The following is a 24,859-nucleotide window of genomic DNA, read 5'->3' as shown; positions in this document are numbered from 1 at the left end:
GATCTAGGTGACATTGACGAATTTATGGCTAATGTGCCCCCCAGCTTGAGCTTCCATTCCTCGCCGTGTTACGATAGGCATAATCTAGAAATGAAGAAGAAAGAAGGGACACCATGAAGCGCGCTACGATGCTGTTTATCGCCGCATTTGTACTGGCTGGTTTAGCGGTGTATCAATACGTATCCAAGGACGAATCAAGCGTTACGGCAGCGGCATCCGACTTTAAACCAAAAGCCGGTTCCGAGGCGGTAACTTTCGAGCTTCCGGGGCTGGACGAGAAGAATTACGCAATTGGAGGGAAGCAGGACAAGCTAACCTTTGTGAATTTTTGGGCTTCCTGGTGTGGTCCATGCGAGCTGGAAGCGCCGGATTTGCAGAAGCTGTATGAAAAATACGGAGATAAAATCGCTTTTTACGGCGTAAATGCCACAAAGTTCGATAAGGAAAGAGCCGCGAGGCAGTTTGTCGACGATCATGAGTTTACTTTCCCGATCCTGATGGATCGGAAAGGGGACGTGACCAATACGTACAAGGTAGATACATTCCCGACAACCTTCCTGATCGATTCCTCCGGTGTCATCCGCGAACGGATTAACGGCGTTATTACGATTGACGAATGGGAGAGGCTGATCGAGCAGTACAGCTGAATAAACTAAAAAAAACGCCCGGCAGATCATCTGCCGGGCGTTTTCTATTGTTAATGGTTTACAACGCCAATACGTTCGATATTGTCGAAAGACGTTGTTGTTGACTTTTCCATGTTAAGCAAAGCATAACGGATACTGTCAACAAGCGCTTCCCAGCTCGCTTCAATAACGTTGCTGGACACGCCTACGGTGCTCCAGGTGCTCTCCGCATTGGAGGATTCGATCAGAACGCGTACCTTGGCGGCAGTTGCATCCTTCTCGTCGAATACGCGAACCTTGTAATCGGACAAGTGAATCTCTTCGATCTTCGGATAGAACTGCACCAGTGCTTTGCGCAAGGCATTGTCCAGCGCGTTAACCGGACCGTTGCCTTCCGCAGCCGTATATACCTGCTGACCGTCTACGTTCAGCTTAACGATGGCTTCCGAGTTCATTTGACCTTTCGCGCCGCTCTCAACAAGAATCTTAAACGATTCCACCTTGAAAACTTCAACCGGCTCGCCAAACGCTTGGCGGAGAAGCAATTCAAGGGAAGCGTCTGCGGCTTCATATTGATAGCCCTGGTGTTCGAGTTCCTTGATGTGATCCATAATCGCTTTGGTCTGCTCATTGTTGGCGTTGACATCCAGTCCAAGCGATTGCGCCTTCGAAATAATATTCGATTGGCCGGCAAGCTCGGATACGAGAATGCGCTGTTTGTTGCCGACAAGCTCAGGCTGGATATGCTCGTACGTTTTGGAGTCTTTCATGATAGCCGATACGTGAATGCCGCCTTTGTGGGCAAATGCGGCGTTGCCGACATAGGCTTGGCCGACCGGCATGTTTACGTTCGCAATCTCGCTTACATAACGAGCAGTGCCGGTTAGGGTCCGAAGCTTCTCTTCCGGAAGTACATCATATCCCATCTTAAGCTGAAGATTCGGAATAATCGAGCACAGGTTTGCGTTGCCGCAGCGTTCGCCGTAACCGTTAATCGTGCCTTGCACCTGACGCGCACCCGCTTGAATGGCTGCCAGGGAGTTGGCTACGGCCAGCTCGCAGTCATTGTGGGTATGTATGCCGATAGGTGCCGTCAGCTCCTGACGGATGCGGCTCACGATTTCGTGGATTTCACCCGGCAAAGTGCCTCCGTTCGTATCGCAGAGCACCAGCCAGTCCGCGCCGGCTTCCTGTGCTTTGCGCAATACCGCTACCGCATACTCCGGATTGTTTTTGTAGCCGTCGAAGAAATGCTCGGCATCAAACAAGGCTTCCATGCCTCTTTGCTTCAAGAAAGCGATGGAATCGTAAACCATGGATAAATTTTCTTCCAGCGTTGTCTGCAAAGCCGTGTGCACGTGGAAGTCCCACGATTTGCCTACCAGCGTAGCCGCCGGTACTCCGGATTCCGCAATGCGCACGAGGGAAGAATCTTGGTCAGCCTGGCTAAACTTACGGCGCGTGCTGCCGAATGCCGTAATTTTCGATTGAAGCTTCAAACTTTTAACCCGTTCGAAAAACTCGATATCCTTGCCGTTGCTTCCAGGATTCCCGCCTTCAATATAATGAACGCCGAGAGCGTCAAGTTTTTGAGCAATTTTGAGCTTATCATCCGCTGACAGGCTGATCCCTTCGCCTTGCGTACCGTCGCGCAGCGTAGTATCAAATATTGTTATCGATGTTGTCATAGCCGGGACGCCTCCTTTTTCACTGATCGCCTACACAAAATATAATTAACTATTATAACACTTGTTGATTAGAATGTAGAGAGGAGCAAGGAATTTTTTTAACGCTTCCATAGGATTTGACGCACCTTCCCGCTGGGCGGTATGCTGGGAGGAGTAGGAAGGTGAATAAAGGCTATGGCTGACGTACACAAGGATTATCCGGCCAAAGGGCGCGTCATTCTTCATTTGGATATGAATGCATTCTACTGCTCCGTTCACGAAGCGGAGGAACCAGAGAAATATAAAGGAAAGCCGACGGCTGTGGCCGGAAGCGTAGAGCTCCGCAAAGGCATTATCGTTACCTGTTCCTATGCCGCGCGCAGCATAGGAATCAAGACGGGGATGACCGTGAGGCAGGCCATGCGGATTTGTCCCCATCTGATTATCATCCAGCCGGACTTTGACTTGTACCGCAAATATTCGCGCGGGTTTATGAAGATCGCGAGGGAATATACGCCGCTTGTGGAGCCGATATCGATCGACGAATGTTATATGGATATTACGGGTTCCAAAATCTTTGGCTCGCCTCTTGAAATCGCCGAAGCGCTGCAAAAGCGGATTGCGGATGAGTGGAATTTGCCATGCTCGATTGGGGTCGCGCCTAATAAGCTGTTGGCCAAAATGGCTTCCGATATGAAGAAGCCGAATGGCCTGACGGTGCTGCGGCTGCGGGATGTCCCCCAAGTGTTATGGAATAAACCGTGCGATGTGCTGCATGGCATCGGGAAGAAAACGGCGGATAAGCTGGAGAGGCTGCGCATCCGGACAATCGGTCAGCTTGCAGCGGCGGACGAGGAATTGTTGATCCGCCAGTTCGGAACCTACGGCTCGTGGATGAAGTCGGCCGCCCACGGCATTGATCCATCCGAGGTGCGCGCGGACCGTGAGCAAAGCAAATCAATCGGGCACACCACAACGCTGCCTTATGACGTAACGGACAGGGAAGATGCCCACCGGATCCTGCTGAATCTGGCGGATCAGACGGCCCGCAGGCTGCGGCGGCAGAAGCTGATGGCCCAAACGGTCCAGATTACGATCCGGAAGCCGGATATGGCCACTATAACGCGTTCCAGCACGCTGCGCGCCCCTACGCATTCGACGGACGTGATCTATCATGAGGCCTGCAGATTGTTTGATGAGCATTGGAAAGGAAGCGACCCTGCCCGCCTCCTGGGGGTTACGCTGCAAAATCTTTCCGCGGAGGAAGAGACTGCCGTTCAGCTTGATTTGTTCGATTACAAGGAGCAGCCGCGCAAGGAAGCTTTAACCAAAACGATGGATGTGCTGCGGGATAAATTTGGCGAGAATGCGGTGCTTACGGCGGGGATGCTGGGGGATGATCCGTCCGTGCTTATTCGCAATAAGCGATTGCGCGGTACTTCTCTCCAAAAGGACGAATTGTAACATTTGCATGGGCATAGCTTGTTGCCAAGGTTGGCGGTTTGTTATATATTGATGAGTGAAGGTTCAAACTAATGATGGCGAGCGGTAACGACGTTTGCAGAAGCATTTTTATGTCTATTTTTTTGTGGGAGGGAATACCAATGGCTAAATTTACATGGGTAGAGAAAGACACCTGTATCGCATGTGGAGCTTGCGGCGCTACGGCACCAGATATTTACGATTACGACGACGAGGGTATTGCCGAAGTTATTTTCGGAAACGACGGCAACCATGGTAATACAGAAATTCCTGAAGATCTGTACGACGATCTGCAAGATGCTTGCGACGGCTGCCCTACAGATTCGATCAAGATTGCGGACGAACCGTTTAATATGTAAGCTGTCATAATAAAACTCCATGCGTCCTCGGCTTCCGCTGAGAGCATGGAGTTTTTTTGCGCGTCTGCGTATTGCTATTGATTGAGGACGAGAAGGACGGCAACGGCGGCGATAACAACAACCACGATCGAACCGATCCAGGCGAGCGCCTTGACGTTTACCTCTTCTTTTGGCTTCTGTTTCATAGCGGGAGCTTTCCGTTTGGCAGTGCTCATCGTCAATCAACCTTTCCATGGGAAAAATGAATACCATACACCCACATTGTAAACGGTTTCTTGTTCTGCTGCAATATCCGGAAGGACTTGCCGGAGAGCGTCGCCCTTTTCTTTTTCTTATAAAAAAGATAAACTGTCAGGTAGGACAGAAACTTGAAACGGAGTGTGTAATCTTGCTTTATTCTTCTATTCTTAAACCGGTTTTTTTCCAAATGGATCCCGAAAAGGCTCACCATCTCGTCATTGACGGCCTGCATACAGCCGGACGCGTTCCGGGCATGAACAACATGCTGCATGCCATGTACGGCGTGGCCGATTCGCCGGAGCTCGCGGTAGATCTGTTTGGCATTCACTTCCCTCATCCGGTTGGACTTGCTGCCGGTCTGGACAAGAACGGCGTAGCCGCAGACGGCTTCTCCAGCATCGGCTTCGGATTTGCCGAAGTAGGAACGGTAACGCCTAAAGGACAGCCGGGCAACGAACTGCCGCGGCTCTTCCGTTTGCCTTCCGACGAAGCGCTTATAAACCGGATGGGCTTTAATAATGAAGGCGCGGAAGCGATGGCCCGCCAGCTTTCGCAGCGCAAGATTAACCGGATCCCGATTGCCGTCAACGTCGGTAAAAATAAAGCAACGCCAAATGAACGGGCTCACGAAGATTACCGTTCCTGCATACAAGTGTTATATCCGTATGGCGACTTCTTTGTCGTCAACATCAGTTCCCCGAACACGCCGGATCTGCGCGCCCTTCAGCATGGCGATGAGCTGCGCACGCTTCTTGGCGAAGTGTTGGAGGAGATCGGGCTTCAGGCGTCGAAATTAGGTAGTAAAGCAAAGCCGGTTCTGGTGAAGATTGCTCCTGATATGACGGACGAGCAGCTTGAGCTTACCGTCTCGACGATTAAAGACAGCGGCGTAGCGGGCATTATTGCATCGAATACGACGATTTCCCGGGAAGGGCTTAATCATCCTAATGCCAAGGAAACGGGCGGACTTAGCGGAGCGCCGCTGCGCGAGCGCTCGACCGAGGTGGTTAGGGCTGTATACCGGCTTACGGAAGGCAAGCTTCCGATTATCGGATCCGGCGGAATTTTTACGGCGGATGACGCATACGATAAAATCCGCGCCGGAGCCTCGCTCGTCGAAATCTACACCGCGTTGATCTATAAAGGTCCGGGAGTACTCCGAGAACTGACGAACGGCTTAAAAGAACGATTGCGTAAAGACGGCTACCGTAATATATCGGAGGCAGTGGGCGCAGATCATCGATAGGAACAGGAGGCGGCCGGATGGATGGAAGAGATTGGAATCTTTTTTTACAGCCTTATGAGCAAGCAGTTGAAGAATTGAAAGTGAAGTTAAAGACGATGCGGGTGGAGCTTAAGATGCGAGAGGCGTATGCTCCGATCGAGTTCGTTACCGGTCGTGTCAAGAAAGTGTCAAGCATACTGGAGAAAGCGAAGCGGCTTAGCGTGCCTGCCGATCAGCTGGAAAAAGGCATCGAGGATATCGCGGGCATCCGGATCATGTGCCAATTCGTGGACGATATTCACCGTGTCGCCGGATTTATCCGAACCCGGAGGGATCTTAAGCTGGTCTACGAAAAGGACTACATTACGAATTACAAGGACAGCGGCTACCGCAGTTACCATATGATTGTGGAATATCCGGTACAAACGGCGCTTGGTCAAAAATTCGTGCTCGCCGAGATTCAGATTCGCACGCTTGCGATGAATTTCTGGGCTACGATTGAGCATTCGCTGAATTATAAATATAAGGAAAGCTTGCCTGAGGACGTACGCGAACGGTTGAAGAAAGCGGCCGAAGCGGCTTTTCTGCTGGATACGGAGATGTCGAGCATCCGCCACGAAATTTTGGATGCGCAGCGCGACTTCGAGGAGCGCTCCAACGTTGTCTCTACCGTGCTCAGTTCCATTCAGGATTTGTATTTCTACCACAGGGTGAGAGAAGCGGCGCAGTTCCAAATGAAATTCAACGAGCTGTTTGAGCAGGAGGATCTGTACGGTCTCAAGCAGCTGTCGCTGGATATTGAATCGGCGATCCTTCGCGCGAAGAAAAACAACCATACGAACTGAGGATCACGGATCCCGCGAACTGCTTATATGGCAGGGCGCGGGATTTTTTTCTGCTCGGCTGGGCTTGTCAACAAGCTGCGAGCATGCGAATATGGACTTGGAAACATTTATGGATAAGAATCAAGTCCCGCATCATCGGGGCAAAAAGAAAGGGATATGATCTATGCCGCTAATTGATATGCCGCTTGAACAGCTGTACAGCTACAAAGGACGCAATCCTCGTCCGGAAGACTTCGACGCTTATTGGGATCGTGCTCTGGATGAAATGCGCGCGGTTGATCCGCAAATCGAGCTAGTGCCAAGCAGCTTTCAAGTGCCGTTTGCCGACTGCTTCGACCTTTATTTCACGGGTGTACGCGGAGCGCGAATCCACGCCAAATATGTCCGTCCGAAAAATGTCCCGGGGCCGCATCCTGCGATTGTCCAATTCCACGGTTATTCTTGGCATGCCGGCGACTGGTCGGAAAAGCTGAATTACGCTGCGCTTGGCTATTCGGTCTTCTCGATGGATTGCCGCGGTCAAGGCGGTTCTTCCGAGGATACGGGCGGAGTAAAAGGGACAACGCTTAACGGACATATCGTCCGGGGATTAAACGATCATCCGGATAATCTGCTGATGCGCCATATTTTCCTAGATACCGCACAGCTTGCGGGCATTGCGATGAATATGCCGGAGGTTGATCCGAATCGCGTTGGGGCAATGGGCGGCTCGCAAGGCGGTGCATTGACCTTGGCCTGCGCATCGCTGGAGCCTCGTATCGCTAGACTTGCGCCTGTGTATCCTTTCTTGAGCGATTACAAGCGGGTATGGGAAATGGATCTGGCGAAGGACGCTTACGCGGAGCTGAAAACCTATTTCCGTCATTTTGATCCAAGACATGAGCGGGAAGACGAGATTTTCGAGAAGCTGGGTTATATCGACATTCAGTATCTGACTAACCGGATTAAAGGCGATGTGTTAATGACCGTTGGCCTTGCGGATACGGTTTGCCCGCCTTCCACGCAGTTCGCGGCGTACAACAACATTACCGCGCCGAAAACGGCCGATATTTATCCGGACTACGGTCACGAGCATATTCCGGAGGTATCGGACAGGACTCTGCAATTCTTGCTTGGCTTGTAAGTTGAAAAGATGCTGCCATTTATAACGGCAGCATCTTTTTTTAGCTTCGCGACCGTATGCGCTTCTCGGCCGTTTCATTGAATTTAAGAAGCAGCGTACCGAAAGTCCGAACCTCTTCCTCGCTCCAATCGTTAAGAAGATCTTTGAAAAACGCCTCTCTCGACTCGCGAACTTCCGCGAGCAAGGAAGGGGCATCCTCCGTCAGCTGCAGCAGGCTGATCCTGGCATCGTTCGGATCGATCAGTCTGGATATGAGCCCTTTGGCTTCCAAGGCGGCAATCTGCCGGCTTACCGTAGAGATATCCAGCTGGAAGGTGGTGGAAAGCGTCTTGATTCCGGTTGGTCCCGCTTTTTCCAGATGCTGCAGAATCAAGTAAGAGGAGCGGTCCATCTCCTTGCCCATAATGTTGGAGAGCCGGGCTGCCTCTGCGCGGCGGATGAAGATGGAGATTTGGCTTTCGATCATGCTGAATGGCGATTTTTCGTTCCTGTCCATATTGCTAATTCCCATTCCTGTCCTAGTTTCTTAATGTTAGCTTACCTTTCGCGATTGCATATTGCAAGCATGCCCATGGTAAGTAATGTATGTCGCCAAGATAAGTATTTGCATTCCGGCAATAAACTTGTATAATACAATGGTTATTACTTGTATCATACAAATAAATAGTAGGAGTGCATGTCTAATGAAGGGGAACTTGTTCTGGCTTAACCTAAAGCTAATGGCAAATCACAAAACGCTCCGGATCGGCTCGATCGTTTTGTTGTTTATTCCATTGCTTTATACAGGCATGTTTTTGGCAGGTTACTGGGATCCATACGGCCATATGGACAAGCTGCCTGTCGCGATTGTCAACGAGGACAAAGGAGCGGTATCAGACGGGAAAGAGCTGCATCTTGGCCAAGATATCGTGGATAATATGAAGAGCGCTCATACGCTTGATTATCATTTCGTTGAGCGGAAAGAGGCGGAGAAAGGGCTGTATGACGGAGATTATTATTTGACGATCGTCATTCCGGACAACTTCTCGCAAAGCGTTACGACGCTAACGGAAGATAACCCGCAGCCTGCCGATTTGGTCTATATGACAAATCCGGGCAACAACTATGTATCGGGTCAGATCGGAAGCAATGTACTTAAGGAATTAACGAGTAAAGTCAGCCAAAATATCGTGAAAAGCTATACGCAAACCGTTTACGGGAAAATGCAGCAGATGGCTGACGGCTTTTCCGTTGCGAGCAGCGGCGCGGAGCAGTTGACGCAAGGAACGGAATCCGCGCAGGATGGCGTAAGCAAGCTGAATAACGCGATAGCGTCGCTGGCCAGCGGCGCGGGCAAGCTGAGCGACAGCACCAAGCCGCTTGAGCAAGGAATTCGGCAATTAGCCGGCGGAGCTGAAGGCCTGTCCGCGGGGACAGCTTCTCTGACCGATAACCTGGCTAAGCTGAAGTCCTCCGGCGAGCAGCTTGCTGACGGGGCAAATGCGCTGCAGAAAAATACAGCGGCATGGAATGAGGCGGCGGAATCCGCATCCAAGGCTGCTTCCGGGGTCAACGGCTCGGCCGATAGCCTTCAGTCGCAGATCAAGGCTTACGTCGAGCAGCATCCGGAGCTGAAGGAGGACTCCGCCTTCGCCGCAATTGTGAACGGCAGCGAGAAGCTTGCCCAAGACGCTGACGGGGCCAGCAAGTCGGTAGAACAGCTGAAGCAGCCGGCAGCTGCCGCGCAGCAATCCGGAGCAAAGCTGGCTGCGGGACAATCGGCATTGACCGATGGCCTTGCGCAGGCTTATGCCGGCAGCGGCAAGCTTGAAGCCGGCAGCGCACAGCTGAAGAACGGGCTCGATGCCTATAGCAATGGCATAGGCAAATTGCAGAGTGCCATTAACCAGCTTGCCGGAGGCGCACAGCAATTGAACAACGGATCGCAGGAGCTGCTTGGCGGGTTTATCCGCCTCGTGGATGGCTCGCAGCAGCTGACGGACAAGCTGTCGGATGCCGCACAATCAACAGCCGGCATTAAAGCGAGCGACGCTGAGCTTAATATGTACGCCCAGCCGGTGCAGCTCGATCAAAAGGAGCTGAATACGGTTAAGACGTACGCAACGGGCTCTGCCCCTTATTTTCTGGCGTTAGGCCTCTTGGTTGGTTCTTTGATGGCCTCCAACATTATTCATTTCCAAGAAGGGAATGTCCGTTCCGCTTGGCAAAAGTTCTGGGGCAGAATCGGCGTCTTTTATCTGGTAGCCCTGCTGCAGACCATTGTGCTTGACCTTATCGTGCTGTATGCGATTGGACTGGATGTGCAAAGCGTGCCGAAGTTCTTCCTGTTTACTCTCGTTACGGCTTGCATGTTCACAACCCTGATTCTGATGCTTGTTGCCATCTTCGGAACGCTTGGCAAGCTGGTTGGCATTGCGCTTGTCGTTACCCAGCTGGCGAGCAGCGGCGGCACGTTCCCGATGGAGCTTGCGCCGCAATGGATTCAATCCGTTGGTCAATGCCTGCCGATGACGTATGTGCTTCGCGGCATGAAGAGCGTTATCTCCACAAGTAACTGGGACATGTATTGGAGCAATACGGGCATTCTGCTTGCGTATCTTGCCGGGTTTGCGGTTATTATGCTTGCGGCTTATCTGCTTCGTTCTGCCAAAGAGGCACCTGCTGCGCCAGTGGCGGCACATTAGAAAAGCTTGCGTACTTGCCCGTTTCCGGGTAGTCTCAATATAAAAGAGAAGAAATCGGGCAGGAGGATTACAAGAGAAATGAAAGCATTGCAGGATAAGATTCGCAACGAAGGCATTGTTCTTAGCGAGACCGTACTAAAGGTGGATTCCTTCCTTAATCATCAGGTAGATCCGCAATTGATGTTTGAAATCGGGCAGTTTTTTGCCGCGGCGTATGAAGGGGAAGGCATTACCAAAGTGTTGACGCTGGAATCCTCGGGAATTGCTCCTGCCGTTATGACGGCACTGGCGCTTCAGGTACCCCTTGTTTTCGCGCGCAAGCAGAAGTCGCTTACGCTTCGCGACGATCTTTACGTCGAGGAGGTATACTCTTTCACGAAGCAGGTGAAAAGCGAGGTGGCGATTTCCCGCAAGTTTTTGTCGCAGGGGGAGCGGGTGCTTATCATTGACGACTTCCTGGCTTACGGAGAAGCGGCTTTCGGGATGGCGAGAATTGTGGAAGCGGCCGGCGCAAGCGTAGCGGGTATCGGCATTGTGATCGAGAAGTCGTTCCAAAGCGGAGCGGACAAGCTGAAGGAAGCGGGCTACCGGGTAGATTCTCTGGCGCGCGTGGCTGTATTGTCGCCTGACGGCATCGAATTCGTAGAGGAATAAAGCGAAAAGCGGAAGCTCTGTTTGGAGGAGCTTCCGCTTTTTTTAGTTACATCGCTTGCAAGCCGGCCTGATTGAGCAGATTCCAAGGCTTGTTGTAATGAGGCTGGAAGAAGAAGTCGACGAAGGTGAGCTCGTTCATCGTCATGCCGTTCTGGATGCAGACCGACATGGTATTAATCGCTTGCGTCAAATCATCCTTCGACATAACTTGGGCGCCTACAATCCGGCCGGTATCTGCTTCATAAACAACCTTAAGCAGTACTTTCTCGTAGGTCGGCATAAATTCAGGTCGGTCATTGTCCTCTAAGGTAACGGTTTTTACATCCATTCCCGCGTCAAGGGCAGCCAGCTCGGTTAAGCCGGTCGAAGCGAGGTTTTGCTCGTAAATCTTAATGCCCGATGTGCCTTGCGTACCCATATAACGAACGGTTGGAGTGAGCAGGTTGCGGGCAACCAGCGTTCCCATCCGGACGGCGTTGGTAGCGAGAGGAATGTACGCATGCTTGTGAGTCGGGTTATAAAAGACGGCGCAGCTGTCGCCTGCGGCCATGACATCAGGGTTGCTGGTGCGCATATACTCATCCACGATAATGGCGCCGTTTGGCAGCATGTCGATCTGGCCTCTCAGCAAATCCGTATTCGGGCGGAAGCCGATGCAGAGAACAACGAGATCCGTGTCGTATTCGCCGGCAGTTGTTACGACCGTGTCCACCTTGCCTGCTTCTCCGCGGAAGCCGGTTACGGTCTGTGCCAGTTTAAGTTCGATACCGCGGCTGCCAAGCTCCTGCTCGATAACATCCGTAAATTCGCGGTCTAAATATTTGTACAGGATCCGGTCCATATTATCGATAAGGGTTACTTGCTTGCCCAGCTGCTCAAAAGCTTCAACAAGCTCGATTCCGATGTAGCCCGCGCCAATTACGGTGATCCGGTTGGCATGCTTCGCTTTTTCGATAATAGCTTGAGCGTGATTGTAGTTTTTGCACAAGACGATGTTCTCGAGCTCCATCCCCTTCAGCTTAGGAATAATCGGCCACGAACCGGTTGTTACAACCAGCTTGTCATAGCTGTCGAGCTGCTCCTCATTGGTCTCGAGGTTGCGTGCCAGGATCGTCTTGGCTTCCGTGTGGACTTCCAGCACATCATGGCGCATCTTCATCTGAACGCCCATGTCCGTAAGCTGCTGCGGCGATGCGTAGAACAGCTTCTTCACATCCTGCACAACTCCGCCGACATGAAGGGCAATGCCGCACGAGAGGAACGATACGTTGTCATTGCGCTCGTAAACCGTAATTTGCGCCTCGGGATAAAGCTTAGCCATCTGCGTAACAGCGGCGGTACCTGCATGCGTGCATCCAATAACAGCGATCTTCATATAAAATTCCTCCTTAGATTTTCCTGTGAAAATATTCACATACTTCTGTGCGAAAAAAGGAAGCGGACGTTGATGCGGGAGCATTTTACTTATTTATTTATGCTTGCCGCCTTCCTTCCGGTCTCAGTGAAGATGGTGATGAGAGCTGGCGATTTGATAAACGGCGAAGCCGCTTCATCTTGTGTGAATTAATTCACAATCTCTTGTTGCTCTTATCATATGCCACTTTCAACAAATTGACAAGTGGTTGTGATTAATTTCACATATTGATCACAAATGCTTGGCCCTTCAAATTATAGGTGCTATAGAGTATACTCGATGTTATATTTCTAACGTAATTTAGCTGCTTGCAAGGGGATGACCAGATGTCCGGCTATTTGCCGATTGCTTTTACAACTAAGATGAAATCACTGCTTGGGGAAGAATTTGACCGATTTATGTCTTCCTACGAAGATCCGCGTGTGTACGGCATCCGGATAAACCGTTTGAAGCTAGACGCGGAGCAGTGGAAATCGATTTCGCCGATGGGGGAAGCGGTTCGTCCGATTCCGTGGGCGCCGGGCGGCTTCTATTATGAAGAAGGGGCAAGACCGGGCAAGCATCCGCATTATCATGCCGGTCTTTACTATATTCAGGAGCCAAGCGCGATGGCTCCGGTTGAGCTGCTAGATGTCCATCCCGGACATCGCGTACTTGACTTATGCGCGGCGCCGGGCGGCAAGTCGACTCAGATTGCGGCCAAGCTGCAAGGCAGCGGCGTGCTGGTAAGCAATGATAACGCAAGGGAACGGACAAAGGCGCTTGCCAAAAACATCGAGCTGGCCGGCGTCCGCAACGCCGTTGTTCTGAACGAAGAGCCGTCGGCTCTTGCGCCGGTGTTCCGGGGATGGTTCGACCGAATTCTGGTCGATGCGCCATGCTCGGGAGAAGGCATGTTCCGCAAGGACGAGTCGATGATCGCGGAATGGGAGAAGCATTCGATTGAACGCTGCTCGGCGATGCAGCGGCATATTTTGCGCGATGCGGCTGCTATGCTTGCTCCGGGAGGGGTTCTGGTCTATTCGACCTGCACATTCTCTCCGGAAGAAAATGAAGCTCAAATCGCGGAGCTGCTTGCCGAATATCCGGATTTCGAAGTTCGGCCGGTTCGGCATCAATACGGTTGGAAGCCGGGGCATCCGGAATGGGCAGGAGAAGCCGGCGAGCGGCTTGAGGCCGAGCAATCGGCGTCGCTGGCGGGAACGGTACGGCTGTGGCCTCACCATATCGAAGGCGAGGGGCATTATGCGGCGGTGCTGACCCGCAAAGGCATGGCTTCCGTAGAGGAAATGCAGTTAAATGAACCTCCTGTCCACGCCGAGGAAGATAACGGAAAAAGGAAGAAAGTAAAAGGCAATGCCGGTGCCGCTTTGCGAGCAGCGGAGAAGAAGGGGAACCGAGGAGCAAAGGATAGCGGCAAGCTTCAACGGGCAGGCGGCTCGGCGCGGCATTCCGGCAAAGGCCAATCGGAGCCGGTTGATGCAGCGTCGTCATGGCTTTCTTTTGCGGAGCAGGAGCTGTCGGGCGGATTTGCCGGCAGCGGGATCGTGCAATGTTATGGCTCGCGTGTCTATCTTCAGCCGGAAGGAATGCCTTCATTAGACGGTTTGCATGTGGTGCGCGCGGGCTGGTACGTCGGCGAAGCGGGCCGTAACCGATTCGAGCCTTCCCAAGCTCTGGCTATGGGGCTCCGGCAGTCGGAAGCCGTGCGCTCGATCAATTTTGCGTCGGATGATCCGGACATTATCCGGTATTTAAAAGGCGAGACGCTGTTTGTTGAGGCTAACAACATAGAGATAGAAGGAACTCCTGCCCAGCCATTGAAAGGTTACGTACTTGTATGCACGGACGGTTATCCGGTCGGGTGGGGAAAATATTCGGGAGACGGCATGCTGAAAAACGAGCTGCCGGCTGGCTGGAGGTGGATGTAAGATGGGCAAAAAAATGCGGATAGACAAGCTTCTATCTCATACCGGGTATGGAACCCGCAGCGAGATCAAGAAGCTTGTAAAACAGGGGAAAGTTACGGTTGCGGGAAAGATCGTTAAAGACAGCGGGCAGCTCGTTGATCCGGAGCTGGAGGAGGTTGCGTTCGACGGGGAGCGCGTGCTGTACCGGGAGGTTATCTACTTGATGATGAACAAGCCTCCAGGCGTCATCTCCGCTACCGAAGACCGACGCGAACGGACGGTTATCGATTTGCTTGAGCCGGAGGATCAATTAATGGATCCTTTTCCCGTCGGAAGATTGGACAAGGATACGGTAGGTCTTCTTCTGCTGACTAATGACGGGCAGCTGGCGCATGAGTTGCTGTCGCCGCGCAAGCATGTTCCCAAAACCTATGAAGCGGTTGTCGCGGGCGATGTCGGAGAAGTGGACCGGGAGCAATTCAAGGCGGGCGTTACGCTGGATGACGGATACGTCACGATGCCTTCGGAATTAAAGATATTGAAAAAAGACGGCGGCGAGGGTGGCGTAACTTCGGTCATATCGCTTACGATAATGGAAGGGAAGTTCCATCAGGTGAAGAGGATGTTCGAAGCGGTAGGCAAAAAGGTTGTATATCTGAAAAGGGTATCAATGGGACCGCTGGAGCTTGATGCCGATCTGGAGGAAGGGACTTACCGGGAATTAACCGATGAGGAAGTTGCTCTTCTGCGCGCTCACCGGGCTTCGGAATAAAAAATAGAGAATAGGATGGGGAGAATCGTATGGCCTTACAGTATGATTTGATTGCGCTTGATGTAGATGGCACATTATTGACGGATGATCATCAGCTGACAAGCAAGACTCGTGAAGCCGTGCGGGAGGCGGCTGACCGGGGAGCAAGCATTGTGCTTTGCACGGGCCGCGCGCCTTTCAGCGTCTTTCCAGTGCTGGAGGAGTTAGGGCTAACCGGTACGATTATTACGCATAACGGCGGAGCGACGATTGACTCGGATACGAGAAAAATCATCCACCAATACGAGATCGCGCCGCAGCAGCTGGAACCATTCGTAGACTATTGCCGGAAAAATCAGGTGCATTACGACGTCAATACAGCTTTTGAAATGATGGTCGAATCGTTAACGCCGGAAGTATCCGAAATGTACAGCAAGTTCCATGCGTCGCCTTCCGTTCTGGGGCGAGGAGCCAGACTGCCGGAGGGGCTTGTCAAGTTTACGGTATTCGGCAGCAAAGAAGTGATGGACCGGGTGCAGGAGGAGTGGGAGAAATGGCCGCCTTCCCTGCACACCATCCGCAGCGGCGATTTCTTTATCGACGTGCATCATCCGGAGGCAAGCAAAGGCAGGGCGCTGCGGCAATTCGCCAGCAGCCATGGCATTGACCGGAGCCGGATTCTCGCGATCGGCAATTATTTTAACGACATTTCCATGCTGGAGTTTGCCGGATGCGGCATTGCGATGGGCAACTCGCCGGACGGGGTAAAAGAAGCAGCCGATGTCGTAGGACGTTCCAATGCTGAAGATGGCGTTGCATACGCCTTGCGGGAATTCGCCTGGAGCTAAGCGGATAAATGGAACAATGAGAAAACCTCTATCGAGGCCTCTCGAAGATGGGCGACCGCGTTTATAGGTAGGTTTTATCGCCAAATCGAATTTCCGTTTTCATCTGTTATTAAAAACTAATAAATTCTATTGTGGTAAAGAAGGGCAGCCCCTTGGTCATGATGACCTCGGGTGCTGCCCTTCTTCAGCTGGGTTTTGTACCAAGTCCTCAGTACCAAACTCCTCTAATAATAATGACCAGAAGAATGAAAAGGACAAGGATGAAACCTGCCGTATTAACGCCGCCTCCATGAACGCCAGACATGCTAATTCCTCCTTGTGACTGTATTCCGTTGGAAGGCTGCTGTCACTCGGGTACATTCGCCTTCTGTCGGTATACTGCATTGTATTGTTCAAAGCCCAGTATGGATTGGACTACTGTCACGATACATCCGGATTTGGGCGGCAATTACACAGAAGGAAAAAGCTTGTTTGCTGGAAGCGGGTTCTGACAGTATCCCCGTTTTTCTCCGCGGATTTAATTGAAACGCCGAAGTCCCTTCGGGAGATGGTTCTTTAACTGGCCGCTGCTAGCTTTGGCCCAGCCAAGCGGCAGGCCGTCAACGGCAACAATCCCCCAGCCGCTCTCGGCGCCCGCAGCGGGCAATGTCTCCCCGCGAAGGTATGCGGCAATCTCGGGCGCATCCGTCGGGTAGCTTTGCATCCACGATGCGTCCTCCGCCTGAACGGCGAGAGCAAGCGCATGCGCAGGCTCCAGCCGGTTCTTGCGGATATCGCCTAGATGCAGACCGGGCCTCGCGACCTTGAGGCCGTCAAGATCAGTGGCGCCAAAGCTGCCGTTAGTTTGATGGGGCAGCCAGTAGAGGGCATCGCCGAAGCGAACCGGTTCGCCTGGGCCTAGCGCAAAGCCGGGCAATGCCTGCTCGGCAAAGCTGTGGAACAAAGCCATCTCGGCTGTCAGCGGCTTGGACCGTCCCGCAGCGCGTTTGTCGCGCCGCTTATTTTTGCTTATCGGCGGTTCGCCTGCCGCCTCTAGCTGCTCGCCTTCGGAAGCTTTCCGCAGCCGGGCGACAAAATGCCCTTCGCCGCGGACCTGATGGGGCCATAAGCGCTCGATTCGTTCAACCTGGAAGGAAGGATGCCCGGCAACAAATCGCTCGATTGTATCCTCGTTCTCGGCACGGTTAAACGTACAGGTCGAATAAACAAGCACGCCGCCAGGCTTCAGCATGATCGCGGCATGCTCCAGAATCTCGGAGGAGCGTTCTGCACAATAGGAGACGTGGGCCTCCGACCATTCGGCTACCGCATCTTCATCCTTGCGGAACATGCCTTCTCCTGAGCATGGAGAATCCAGCATGATTCGGTCGAAAAAGGCGGGAAAGCGTCTCGACAGCTCGTGCGGCGCGGCATTGGTAACAACCGCGTTGCGAATGCCGAGACGTTCGACGTTCTCGCTTAAAATTTTGGCTCTGGCAGGATGGATCTCATTGGCGATTAGCAGACCTTCGCCATTCATGCTGCCGGCGATTTGCGTGGTTTTGCCGCCCGGCGCAGCTGCGAAATCAAGAACCGTCTCGCCGGGCCGGGCATCCAGCAGTTCGGCGGCGGACATGGCAGACGGCTCCTGGATGTAATAAAGACCGGCTGTATGATAAGGATGCTTGCCGGGTCTTGCCGCTTCGTTGTAATAGTAGCCGGTCTTGCACCAAGGTACGGGCTCCAAATGAAACGGCTGCTTGAGAGCAGCCGCTGGGTCCCCGATTGGTTGTCGACATTTCAAAGGATTAAACCGGAGCCCGTACGCACGGGCTTCGCTGTAGCTGTCAAGAAACCGCTCGGCTTCTTCCCTTCCGAGAAGAGCCTGCATTTGCCGGACATAAGCCTCCGGCAGCTGCACGTTCTTCAATGTACTGCAACTCCTTTATGCTTATCTGTTGCGTCCGCGGCGTCCGCCGGGAGCAGGTCCGCGAGAACCTCCGCCGTTATTGCCGCCGCGCGAATCTCTGCCGCCGCGCGGCGCGCTTCCGCCCGAGCTGCGGGAATCTTTGCCGCTGCTTGGACGGCCTTCCCATCGGCCGCCGCCAGTTGCTGCGCCGCGAGTATTGCCGCGTGCTGCGCCGTCTTGGCCCCGTTCGCCTCTGCCGCCGCCGGTTGATGCACCGCGAGTATTGCCGCGTGCTGAACCGCCCTGTGTCCGTTCGCTTCTGCCGCCACGGTTAGAGCCGCGTGCGTCTCGGCCTCCGCGTCCGGATTCACGCTCGCCGACTCTGCCTCCGCGTTCGGCAACTGCAGCTTCCCACGGATTGCCCTCGGTGTTGCTGCTGACAGCAGCGCGTTCCGGCTTGCCGCGTCCGCCCGCTTGCGAACGGCCAACACCTGCGCCGCGCTCATTGCGCTCGCCTCTGCCGCCACGTCCGCCTTGCGCCTGCTTGCCGTCGCTTCTGCCGCGTCCGCGTCCGCCGCGCTCCTGCTTGCCGCCTCTTTCATCGTTTCTGCCTTCTCCGCCCGTGCGCGAATTGCTGCTCTTTACGATTGTGCCATCCGGCTCAACGGTACGGCGCTCAAGAGTGGCATTGATGCTGCGCTCGATATGGGCAACTGCTCCGCGGTCGTAAGGCGATGCCAGTGTGATAGCAACGCCGCGTTGTCCGGCACGGCCTGTACGGCCGATCCGGTGGATATAAATCTCGGAATCGGTTGGCACATCGTAGTTGAAGACATGGGTAACGCCTTCAACGTCGAGGCCGCGTGCCGCAACATCCGTTGCAACAAGAATTTGAAGCTTCGCATCGCGGAAACGTTTCATGACCTGCTCGCGTTTGGCTTGCGTAAGATCGCCATGAAGCTCGTCTGATTCGAAGCCGTGATCTTGAAGATCCTTGTTTAGTTTTTTCGCGCGAACCTTCGTCCGGCAGAAAATAACAGCCAGGTAAGGGCGCTGTGTTTCGATCATGGAAATTAACGCTCTCTGACGTCCGCGGTCAGTCGTCTCGATAACTAGCTGTTTGATATTGTCCAAAGTGACATTTGCGCTTTGAATTTTAATATCGACCGGAGTCTTCATATAATTCTCGGCGAGACGTTTGATCTGATCCGGCATGGTAGCCGAGAAGAGCATCGTTTGGCGGGCGCGAGGCGTCTGCTCAACGATATTTTGCACTTCTGGCAGGAAGCCCATGTGTAGCATTTGATCCGCTTCGTCCAGAACAAGCATCTTCAGCTTGCCGAGGTTGATCGTTTCGCGTCTCATATGGTCGATCAGGCGGCCAGGTGTAGCGACAACAATATGAGGCGCATTGTTAAGCTTGCGGATTTGCGCGTCTACGTCTTGTCCGCCGTATGCAGCCAGTACTTTGGCGCCAACGGCCGCGGCAAGCTTTTTCAACTCGCTGGTAATCTGGATAGCCAGCTCGCGTGTCGGGGTCAGGATCAGCGCTTGAACCTGCTCTTTATCGACGTCAATACGCTGCAAAATCGGTAGGGTGAAGGCAATTGTTTTACCCGTACCTGTTTGAGCTTGAGCGATGACATCTTGTCCGGACAGCAGGACGGGGATTGCTTTCTTTTGCACGGGAGTAGGGCTTGTAATCCCGTTTGATTGCAGGACATCGGTCAGCTCCGGGATAATACCCATGGAAATAAATTCGGTTGACATTGTGTATATTTTCCTCATTTCATCGAACTCGTTTAACATTTAGTATAACAGTTGTGCCTGGGAAGTGCATCTTTCATCTACATATGCTATGCTGGGCGTCATAAGCTATTAAGCATACATGCAAACAAAGGAATGATCAACAATGAATAACGGTACAGAGCGTGCTTCGGTGAAGCCGGGGCTTGAAGTGGATATTGTTCTGAAGCAGGATCAGCGGACGGGGAAACTGACGCGCGGCATTGTGAAGGATCTGCTGACGAATTCGCCCACTCATCCGCATGGCATCAAGGTGCGCCTAACAGACGGACAGGTCGGAAGAGTGAAGCATATTTATTCGTAAGCAAAGGAGCTTAGAGCGCGATGGCATTCGGGATTTCCAGGTCCGAAATGACGGCATGGAAGGAAGCGGTCGCCCGCGGGGAGATTGCCTACCTGACTCATTATTGGGTGGATCCGCGCTTTCCGGGCATGAAGACCGTGACCAAGGTAGGCTGCTCCGATCTGGGCAAGCTTGCTCAGTGGTGCAGGGATAACGGCCTCAATCCGAAATATATTCATAGACGGGACAAATACCCGCATTTTGACCTGCTGGGGCATAAGCAAAGAGAGATTCTCTTGCGGGAAAATCAGCATGCACAGCTGGAACGGTTCAATCTTCTATGAAGGGGGAGGAGAGGCATGCAGATTAATTCGCTGCATCAGACGATAGAGGAGTTAAGTCTTAATGCATGGCCGTCTCTTCAGACTGTCGTTTATGATGGCTGGCTGCTCCGGTTTGCGGACGGTTATACGAAGCGTTCGAATTGCGTGATGCCGCTGTATGAAAGCCATGGCCAAATGACGGAAAAAATCCTATACTGCGAGAAGTTGTATACGGAGCGCGGTTTGGACACGGTTTTTAAAATCACGCCTTTTGCAAGGCCAAGCCAATTGGATTCGGTACTGGAGGGGCAGGGCTACCGGATGGTGGATCCCGTTTATGTGAAGACGGCGGTACTGGCCGAGCTCCCGCAGCCGGCGGACTACGCATACCGGATCGACGAACGGCTGAGTGATCGGTGGCTTGATGAACTTGCGCAGATGATGCCGCTCTCGGACAAGCAGCGGCAAACCGCGGCCAGGATGCTGACCGGCATGCCGCTCCGCCAATGCTTTGTAACGTTGCATGTGGATGGGGTTCCGGCGGCATGCGGAATTGGCGTAATCGAGCATGGCTATATCGGCTTGTACGATATCGTCACATCAGAGAGGTTTCGCAATAGAGGACTCGGCTATCAGCTGCTGCTGCGCATTTTCCGTTGGGGCAAGCAGAACGGGGCAGATAAAGCCTATTTATTAGTTGTTCAATCGAACCAACCGGCGAACCGGCTTTATGACAAATTCGGTTTCGAGACGCAATACGAGTATTGGTACAGGGTTAAATCTTTGAAGCAGGATGAGTGAACGTTTAGATGGTATTAGGGTTAGCATTTATACAAGGCTTTTTATTTTCATTATCTCTATGTTTGGATTTGGGCATGGTTAACGTTGCGATTATTAAAACCGGTGTCGAGCGCGGCTTTAAACCTTCTTTTATGATCGGTTTTGGCTCGTGCTTTGGAGACTTGACCTATCTTGCGCTCGCGCTGATCGGATTCAGTTTTATATTGGAGATTACCGTCGTCCGTTGGATTCTATGGATTGCGGGAACTGCTGTGCTCCTTCTGTTGGCTTATAAAATGGCGAAAGAATCGCTCCGTCCGAGAATGATTGATTGGAATGCGAGGGAAGGAAGCGATGGGCATCAGCCGAAGCGGAGGCTCGCGGATTTTCTGTTTGGGTTAGGAGCGGCCTTGTCGTCGCCTACTGTTATGCTATGGTTTGTTGCTTCGGCAGGGCCGATTGTGGCAGAGGTTGATGGCGACAGCCGTTACGCGATTGCCGTATTTATCGCCGGCTTTTTCACCGCCGGCTTATTATGGTCGCTAGGCATGGCTTACCTCAGCGGGCGGGCAGGCAAAGCGCTAGGCGCGAAATTCGTGAGGATCATTTCGCTTTTTTCGGCTCTTCTCTTTGTATATTTTGCGATCCGCGTATTCTGGTCGGGACTGCAGTTTGTGCTAGGCGAGTAGGCTATCTATCGTACAAAAGAGGGATAACATGTCCGTTGTGAATTTACTGGCTTCCCGGCTTGGCCGTAATGACGAGGAGCCTAATATTGCGCTTGCGCAAAGGCTGGCAAGCGAAGAAAATCTTGCAGACATACAAGAAATCATCGAGAACCTGTCCAGCAAGGATAAAAAGATCCGGCATGATTGCATCAAGGTTGCCTATGAGATTGGCGGGCTTAGACCGGAGCTGATAAGCCAATATGCCATACGTTTCGTCGAGCTGCTGGGAAGCCGGGATAATCGGCTGGTTTGGGGCGGAATGACGGCACTGTCCGCCATTGCTAGTGTGGCATCAGAACCGATTATGGAGCATTGTGATCAGATCGTAAGCGCAATGGCAACAGGTTCGGTTATAACCGTGGATAAGGCCGTTTTTACTCTTTCGATATTAGCGGCAGTCAGCGAGGCAAACAATAAAGCTATCTTTCCTTTCCTTCTCCGCCACCTAGAGAGCTGCAGGCCCAAAGAAGTTCCCCAGCATTCGGAAAGCGTCCTTCTTGCCGTTACGCCCCTTAACAAAGAGGATTTCCTGAAGGTACTGCGGGCAAGAGAGCAGCAGTTAACGGACGCTCAGTTAAAGAGGGTTAAAAAGATTTATAAAACGTTAGACAAACAACCCCAATAAAATAGTTTCCAATACTATCGTTGGCGAAAGCCACCGATCCCTTGTCTAATAAGGAGCGATATATCACTAAAATATAAAAGCTGTCCAAATGTAAGCTAATGACATTTGGACAGCTTTTATTGGTTTTATGCCTGTTTACAGCATAAGCGAGAGCAGCTGCTCCTTCGTAATGGGGCCGAAGTAGAAGTTCACGTCGACTTCATCCAGCAGCTTGCCGAGAGATTCCGCGTCGTAACGCGTGCCGATCAGCTTCGAAGTCACTTCGCTTGTCTCCCCTCTGCCGAAGAAGTCGCCGAATACGGCTGCGTCCACGATTTTGCCTTCTTCCACCTGCAGGCGTATGTCATAGGTGCCCGCGCCTTCGATTCGCTTTGTCTGACGGACGTTAAACGCAGGGGAGCGTCCGTAATTCCAGTCCCAGCTGCGGTAACGCTCGTCAGCCAGCTTTCGGACATTCGCCCAGTCCTCTTCGGTCAGCTCGTAGACCGGAATTTCCGGCTCGCCTTCGAATATAGACTCCAGCAAATACTGTCTCAATTCCTGAATGGTCATCGGTTCTTTCAGAAATTCCGAAATGTTCGCGACGCGGCTCCGAATGGATTTGGTTGCTTTGGAGACGTATTTCTCCGCATTAACCTTAAGCGCGGAAACGACATTCTCAATCTCCGAATCAAACAGGAGAGTGCCGTGGCTGAACATTTTTCCTTTGGTAGCAAATTGGGCGTTGCCGGAAATTTTGCGTTCGCCTACCTGAAGGTCGTTGCGTCCCGACAGCTCCGCGTCTACGCCAAGCTTACGCAATGCGCGAACAACGGGCTCCGTGAACTTCTTGAAGTTGTGGAACGACTTGCCGTCATCCTTCATGATGAAGCTGAAGCTGAGGTTCCCGAGATCATGATAGACCGCGCCGCCTCCCGACAGCCTGCGCACCACATGGATGCCATTCTCATTTACATAGTCGGCGTTAATTTCTTCAACCGTATTCTGGTTCTTGCCGATAATGATAGAAGGCTCGTTAATGTAGAACAACAAATATTCGTCTTCCGGCAGCGAACGTAAAATATATTCCTCGAGCGCCAAATTCAGCGTCGGGTCCGTGATATTGTGATTGTCGATAAACCGCATGCGTAATTCTCCTCTTCCATATTCAGTCCTGCTCCCATTATAACCCTCACGGAAAGATTTTTCATGCGGGAGCGGACAAAATATTCGGTCACCGCATCTCACACGCTGCGGGCCTTGCCGCCTTCCCCGATCCAGGTTTTCTTCCAGTCCAGCTGGGCAATCGCCAGCATAATGACGCTTAGCAGGGCAATGCCGCACAAAATGAGGAAGCCTGGCGTGTAGGAGCCGGTGGATTGATACAGATTACCGAGAATGAGCGGAAGAGCGTAACCGCCAAGGCCGCCCGCTGCGCCTACGATTCCGGTCACAAGTCCAATCTCGTCACCGAAGCGCTGCGGCACGAGCTGGAATACGGAGCCGTTGCCGGCGCCTAGGCACATCATGCCTGCGAATAACAGACCAATCACGAGATAAAGCGGCGGAAGACTCGAGATGGAAGCTAGCATGACAGCCGCACCCGTATACAAAATCATCAGAACCTTAATGCCGCCAAGCTTATCGGACAAGTATCCGCCGATCGGACGGAAGAAGCTTCCGGCGATGACGCATAGAGTCGTGAAATCCGCTGCTCTGACGGGAGACAAGCCGTATTGCGCATTGAAGAAGATCGTCAGGTAGTTCGAGAGGCCAACAAAGCCGCCAAACGTAACGCTGTACATAATGCAGAAAAGCCAGGTGTCGCGCTGCTTTAATACTTTTGCGTATTGGGACAGTTTTTTTGGAGCGGGCTGGTTCGGGCTGTCTTTCGCGAAGATCGTAAAGACGATAAAGGCGATTGCGATTGGAATAAGCGCGAGGCCAAAAACGACTTCCCAGCTGCCGAAATGCTGGGCGATCCGGTTGGCGAACAAGGTGGAGAAGACCGTTCCGCTGTTGCCCGCGCCGGCGATTCCCATGGCGAGACCTTGATATTGCGGCGGATACCAGCGGCTTGCAAGCGGAAGCGCCGCGGCAAAGGATGCGCCTGCGACACCCAGCATGAGAGCAACGATATGCAGATCCGACAGGGAATCAACGAATTTCCAGCCCCATACAAGAGGGATCATCGTAAGCAGCATACCGAGCTGCCCAGTTCTCTTTGGTCCGATATAGTCGGTAAGGAAGCCGAACACCAGGCGGAGAATGGAGCCGCCAAGCACCGGCAGGGCGACAAGGTTGGCTTTTTGAACCGGTGTCATATCGTAATCTCCAATAATAACGACGCTAAGCGGTCCAATCAGCACCCAAATCATAAAGCTGATATCGAAATACATAAATGCGCTAAATAATGAAGGCTTATGACCGCTTTTCCAGAACGACGTAGGGTTACTCATAACCAATTCCCTCCAATGGATATATTTCTTTTTTTCTGTTTGCAGACGCGCGTTCCCGGGGCGCGAGTCTGATTTTCGTTTCATTTCAAAATTAAAAAAAGGCCGCAAACTGCCCTTGCGGACAGAAGCGGCCTCTTTGCCGAAGGCGGTACAGCATTGT

General features: G+C 52.6%; 25 protein-coding genes. 16 read left to right on the top strand and 9 right to left on the bottom strand.

Going from position 1 to position 24,859, the window contains the following annotated elements:
• Positions 1–113: 113 nt before the first annotated feature.
• Positions 114–647, top strand: coding sequence for a TlpA family protein disulfide reductase (locus tag WFK81_RS14380; protein WP_336787087.1), 534 nt, complete (start codon positions 114–116; stop codon positions 645–647).
• 50 nt (positions 648–697) lie between these two features.
• Here the strand turns inward: WFK81_RS14380 and cimA are convergent, their stop codons facing one another.
• The gene (gene cimA, locus WFK81_RS14375; protein WP_336787086.1) at positions 698–2,314 is read right to left on the bottom strand and encodes a citramalate synthase; all 1,617 of its coding nucleotides are present in this window, start codon (positions 2,312–2,314) and stop codon (positions 698–700) included.
• A gap of 174 nt (positions 2,315–2,488) precedes the next feature.
• On the opposite strand from cimA, the gene WFK81_RS14370 reads away from it, so the two are divergent.
• A complete protein-coding gene (locus tag WFK81_RS14370; protein ID WP_336787085.1) occupies positions 2,489–3,757 on the top strand; it encodes a DNA polymerase IV in 1,269 nt (422 codons plus the stop codon).
• Between the two features lie 140 nt (positions 3,758–3,897).
• The gene (locus WFK81_RS14365; protein WP_132304246.1) at positions 3,898–4,134 is read left to right on the top strand and encodes a ferredoxin; all 237 of its coding nucleotides are present in this window, start codon (positions 3,898–3,900) and stop codon (positions 4,132–4,134) included.
• A gap of 74 nt (positions 4,135–4,208) precedes the next feature.
• Here WFK81_RS14365 and WFK81_RS14360 read toward each other — a convergent pair whose 3' ends face one another.
• Positions 4,209–4,349 (bottom strand): hypothetical protein, encoded by a 141-nt coding sequence (locus WFK81_RS14360; protein ID WP_336787084.1) that lies wholly within the window; start codon positions 4,347–4,349, stop codon positions 4,209–4,211.
• Between the two features lie 173 nt (positions 4,350–4,522).
• Here WFK81_RS14360 and WFK81_RS14355 point away from each other — a divergent pair, with 173 nt between their 5' ends.
• The 3 genes from WFK81_RS14355 (at position 4,523) to WFK81_RS14345 (ending at position 7,567) form a co-directional block, all read left to right on the top strand.
• Positions 4,523–5,620 carry a quinone-dependent dihydroorotate dehydrogenase gene (locus tag WFK81_RS14355; RefSeq protein ID WP_336787083.1) on the top strand — a complete coding sequence of 366 codons (1,098 nt, stop codon included), beginning with the start codon at positions 4,523–4,525 and terminating at the stop codon, positions 5,618–5,620.
• Between the two features lie 17 nt (positions 5,621–5,637).
• A complete protein-coding gene (locus WFK81_RS14350; RefSeq protein ID WP_336787082.1) occupies positions 5,638–6,444 on the top strand; it encodes a GTP pyrophosphokinase in 807 nt (268 codons plus the stop codon).
• 163 nt (positions 6,445–6,607) lie between these two features.
• Positions 6,608–7,567: an acetylxylan esterase gene (locus WFK81_RS14345; RefSeq protein ID WP_336787081.1), complete on the top strand. Its 960-nt coding sequence runs from the start codon at positions 6,608–6,610 to the stop codon at positions 7,565–7,567.
• 40 nt (positions 7,568–7,607) lie between these two features.
• On the opposite strand, the gene WFK81_RS14340 is transcribed toward WFK81_RS14345, so the two are convergent.
• Positions 7,608–8,063: a MarR family winged helix-turn-helix transcriptional regulator gene (locus WFK81_RS14340; protein ID WP_336787080.1), complete on the bottom strand. Its 456-nt coding sequence runs from the start codon at positions 8,061–8,063 to the stop codon at positions 7,608–7,610.
• A gap of 223 nt (positions 8,064–8,286) precedes the next feature.
• On the opposite strand from WFK81_RS14340, the gene WFK81_RS14335 reads away from it, so the two are divergent.
• Together WFK81_RS14335 and WFK81_RS14330 are read left to right on the top strand one after the other, a co-directional pair.
• On the top strand, positions 8,287–10,251 hold the full coding sequence (locus WFK81_RS14335; RefSeq protein ID WP_336787079.1) for a YhgE/Pip domain-containing protein: 1,965 nt from the start codon (positions 8,287–8,289) through the stop codon (positions 10,249–10,251).
• Positions 10,252–10,329: 78 nt separating this feature from the next.
• On the top strand, positions 10,330–10,905 hold the full coding sequence (locus WFK81_RS14330) for a xanthine phosphoribosyltransferase (protein WP_336787078.1): 576 nt from the start codon (positions 10,330–10,332) through the stop codon (positions 10,903–10,905).
• A gap of 46 nt (positions 10,906–10,951) precedes the next feature.
• Here the strand turns inward: WFK81_RS14330 and WFK81_RS14325 are convergent, their stop codons facing one another.
• Complete coding sequence (locus WFK81_RS14325) at positions 10,952–12,280, bottom strand: FAD-dependent oxidoreductase (protein ID WP_336787077.1); 1,329 nt, start codon at positions 12,278–12,280, stop codon at positions 10,952–10,954.
• Positions 12,281–12,645: 365 nt separating this feature from the next.
• Between WFK81_RS14325 and WFK81_RS14320 the strand changes: the two genes are divergently transcribed.
• From WFK81_RS14320 to WFK81_RS14310, 3 genes are read left to right on the top strand one after another with little or no spacing between them, the layout of a single operon-like run.
• Positions 12,646–14,250 (top strand): RsmB/NOP family class I SAM-dependent RNA methyltransferase, encoded by a 1,605-nt coding sequence (locus WFK81_RS14320; RefSeq protein WP_336787076.1) that lies wholly within the window; start codon positions 12,646–12,648, stop codon positions 14,248–14,250.
• A gap of 1 nt (position 14,251) precedes the next feature.
• A complete protein-coding gene (locus WFK81_RS14315; protein WP_336787075.1) occupies positions 14,252–15,001 on the top strand; it encodes a pseudouridine synthase in 750 nt (249 codons plus the stop codon).
• A gap of 29 nt (positions 15,002–15,030) precedes the next feature.
• Entirely contained in the window at positions 15,031–15,828 is a 798-nt protein-coding gene (locus WFK81_RS14310; protein ID WP_336787074.1) for a Cof-type HAD-IIB family hydrolase, read from the top strand.
• A gap of 208 nt (positions 15,829–16,036) precedes the next feature.
• Here WFK81_RS14310 and WFK81_RS14305 read toward each other — a convergent pair whose 3' ends face one another.
• The 3 genes from WFK81_RS14305 to WFK81_RS14295 form a co-directional block, all read right to left on the bottom strand.
• Positions 16,037–16,132: a dihydroorotate dehydrogenase gene (locus tag WFK81_RS14305; RefSeq protein WP_336787073.1), complete on the bottom strand. Its 96-nt coding sequence runs from the start codon at positions 16,130–16,132 to the stop codon at positions 16,037–16,039.
• A 213-nt stretch (positions 16,133–16,345) separates the two neighbouring features.
• Entirely contained in the window at positions 16,346–17,737 is a 1,392-nt protein-coding gene (locus tag WFK81_RS14300) for an RsmB/NOP family class I SAM-dependent RNA methyltransferase (RefSeq protein WP_336787072.1), read from the bottom strand.
• A gap of 21 nt (positions 17,738–17,758) precedes the next feature.
• Positions 17,759–19,486 carry a DEAD/DEAH box helicase gene (locus WFK81_RS14295; protein WP_336787071.1) on the bottom strand — a complete coding sequence of 576 codons (1,728 nt, stop codon included), beginning with the start codon at positions 19,484–19,486 and terminating at the stop codon, positions 17,759–17,761.
• A 142-nt stretch (positions 19,487–19,628) separates the two neighbouring features.
• On the opposite strand from WFK81_RS14295, the gene WFK81_RS14290 reads away from it, so the two are divergent.
• From WFK81_RS14290 to WFK81_RS14270, 5 genes are all read left to right on the top strand, one after another.
• Positions 19,629–19,826: a YwbE family protein gene (locus WFK81_RS14290; protein ID WP_336787070.1), complete on the top strand. Its 198-nt coding sequence runs from the start codon at positions 19,629–19,631 to the stop codon at positions 19,824–19,826.
• A 20-nt stretch (positions 19,827–19,846) separates the two neighbouring features.
• The gene (locus tag WFK81_RS14285) at positions 19,847–20,149 is read left to right on the top strand and encodes a hypothetical protein (RefSeq protein ID WP_336787069.1); all 303 of its coding nucleotides are present in this window, start codon (positions 19,847–19,849) and stop codon (positions 20,147–20,149) included.
• 15 nt (positions 20,150–20,164) lie between these two features.
• Positions 20,165–20,929, top strand: coding sequence for a GNAT family N-acetyltransferase (locus tag WFK81_RS14280; protein ID WP_336787068.1), 765 nt, complete (start codon positions 20,165–20,167; stop codon positions 20,927–20,929).
• Between the two features lie 62 nt (positions 20,930–20,991).
• Entirely contained in the window at positions 20,992–21,597 is a 606-nt protein-coding gene (locus tag WFK81_RS14275) for a LysE family translocator (RefSeq protein WP_336787067.1), read from the top strand.
• 28 nt (positions 21,598–21,625) lie between these two features.
• The gene (locus WFK81_RS14270) at positions 21,626–22,261 is read left to right on the top strand and encodes a hypothetical protein (RefSeq protein ID WP_336787066.1); all 636 of its coding nucleotides are present in this window, start codon (positions 21,626–21,628) and stop codon (positions 22,259–22,261) included.
• A 135-nt stretch (positions 22,262–22,396) separates the two neighbouring features.
• On the opposite strand, the gene WFK81_RS14265 is transcribed toward WFK81_RS14270, so the two are convergent.
• The gene (locus tag WFK81_RS14265; RefSeq protein ID WP_336787065.1) at positions 22,397–23,386 is read right to left on the bottom strand and encodes a lipoate--protein ligase; all 990 of its coding nucleotides are present in this window, start codon (positions 23,384–23,386) and stop codon (positions 22,397–22,399) included.
• A gap of 98 nt (positions 23,387–23,484) precedes the next feature.
• Entirely contained in the window at positions 23,485–24,699 is a 1,215-nt protein-coding gene (locus tag WFK81_RS14260) for a nitrate/nitrite transporter (RefSeq protein ID WP_336787064.1), read from the bottom strand.
• Between the last annotated feature and the right edge of the window lie 160 nt (positions 24,700–24,859).

It is taken from the genome of Paenibacillus sp. MMO-177 (genome assembly GCF_037147795.1).
Classification (GTDB): domain Bacteria; phylum Bacillota; class Bacilli; order Paenibacillales; family Paenibacillaceae; genus Pristimantibacillus.
This window is presented reverse-complemented; position numbering and strand designations above follow the sequence as displayed.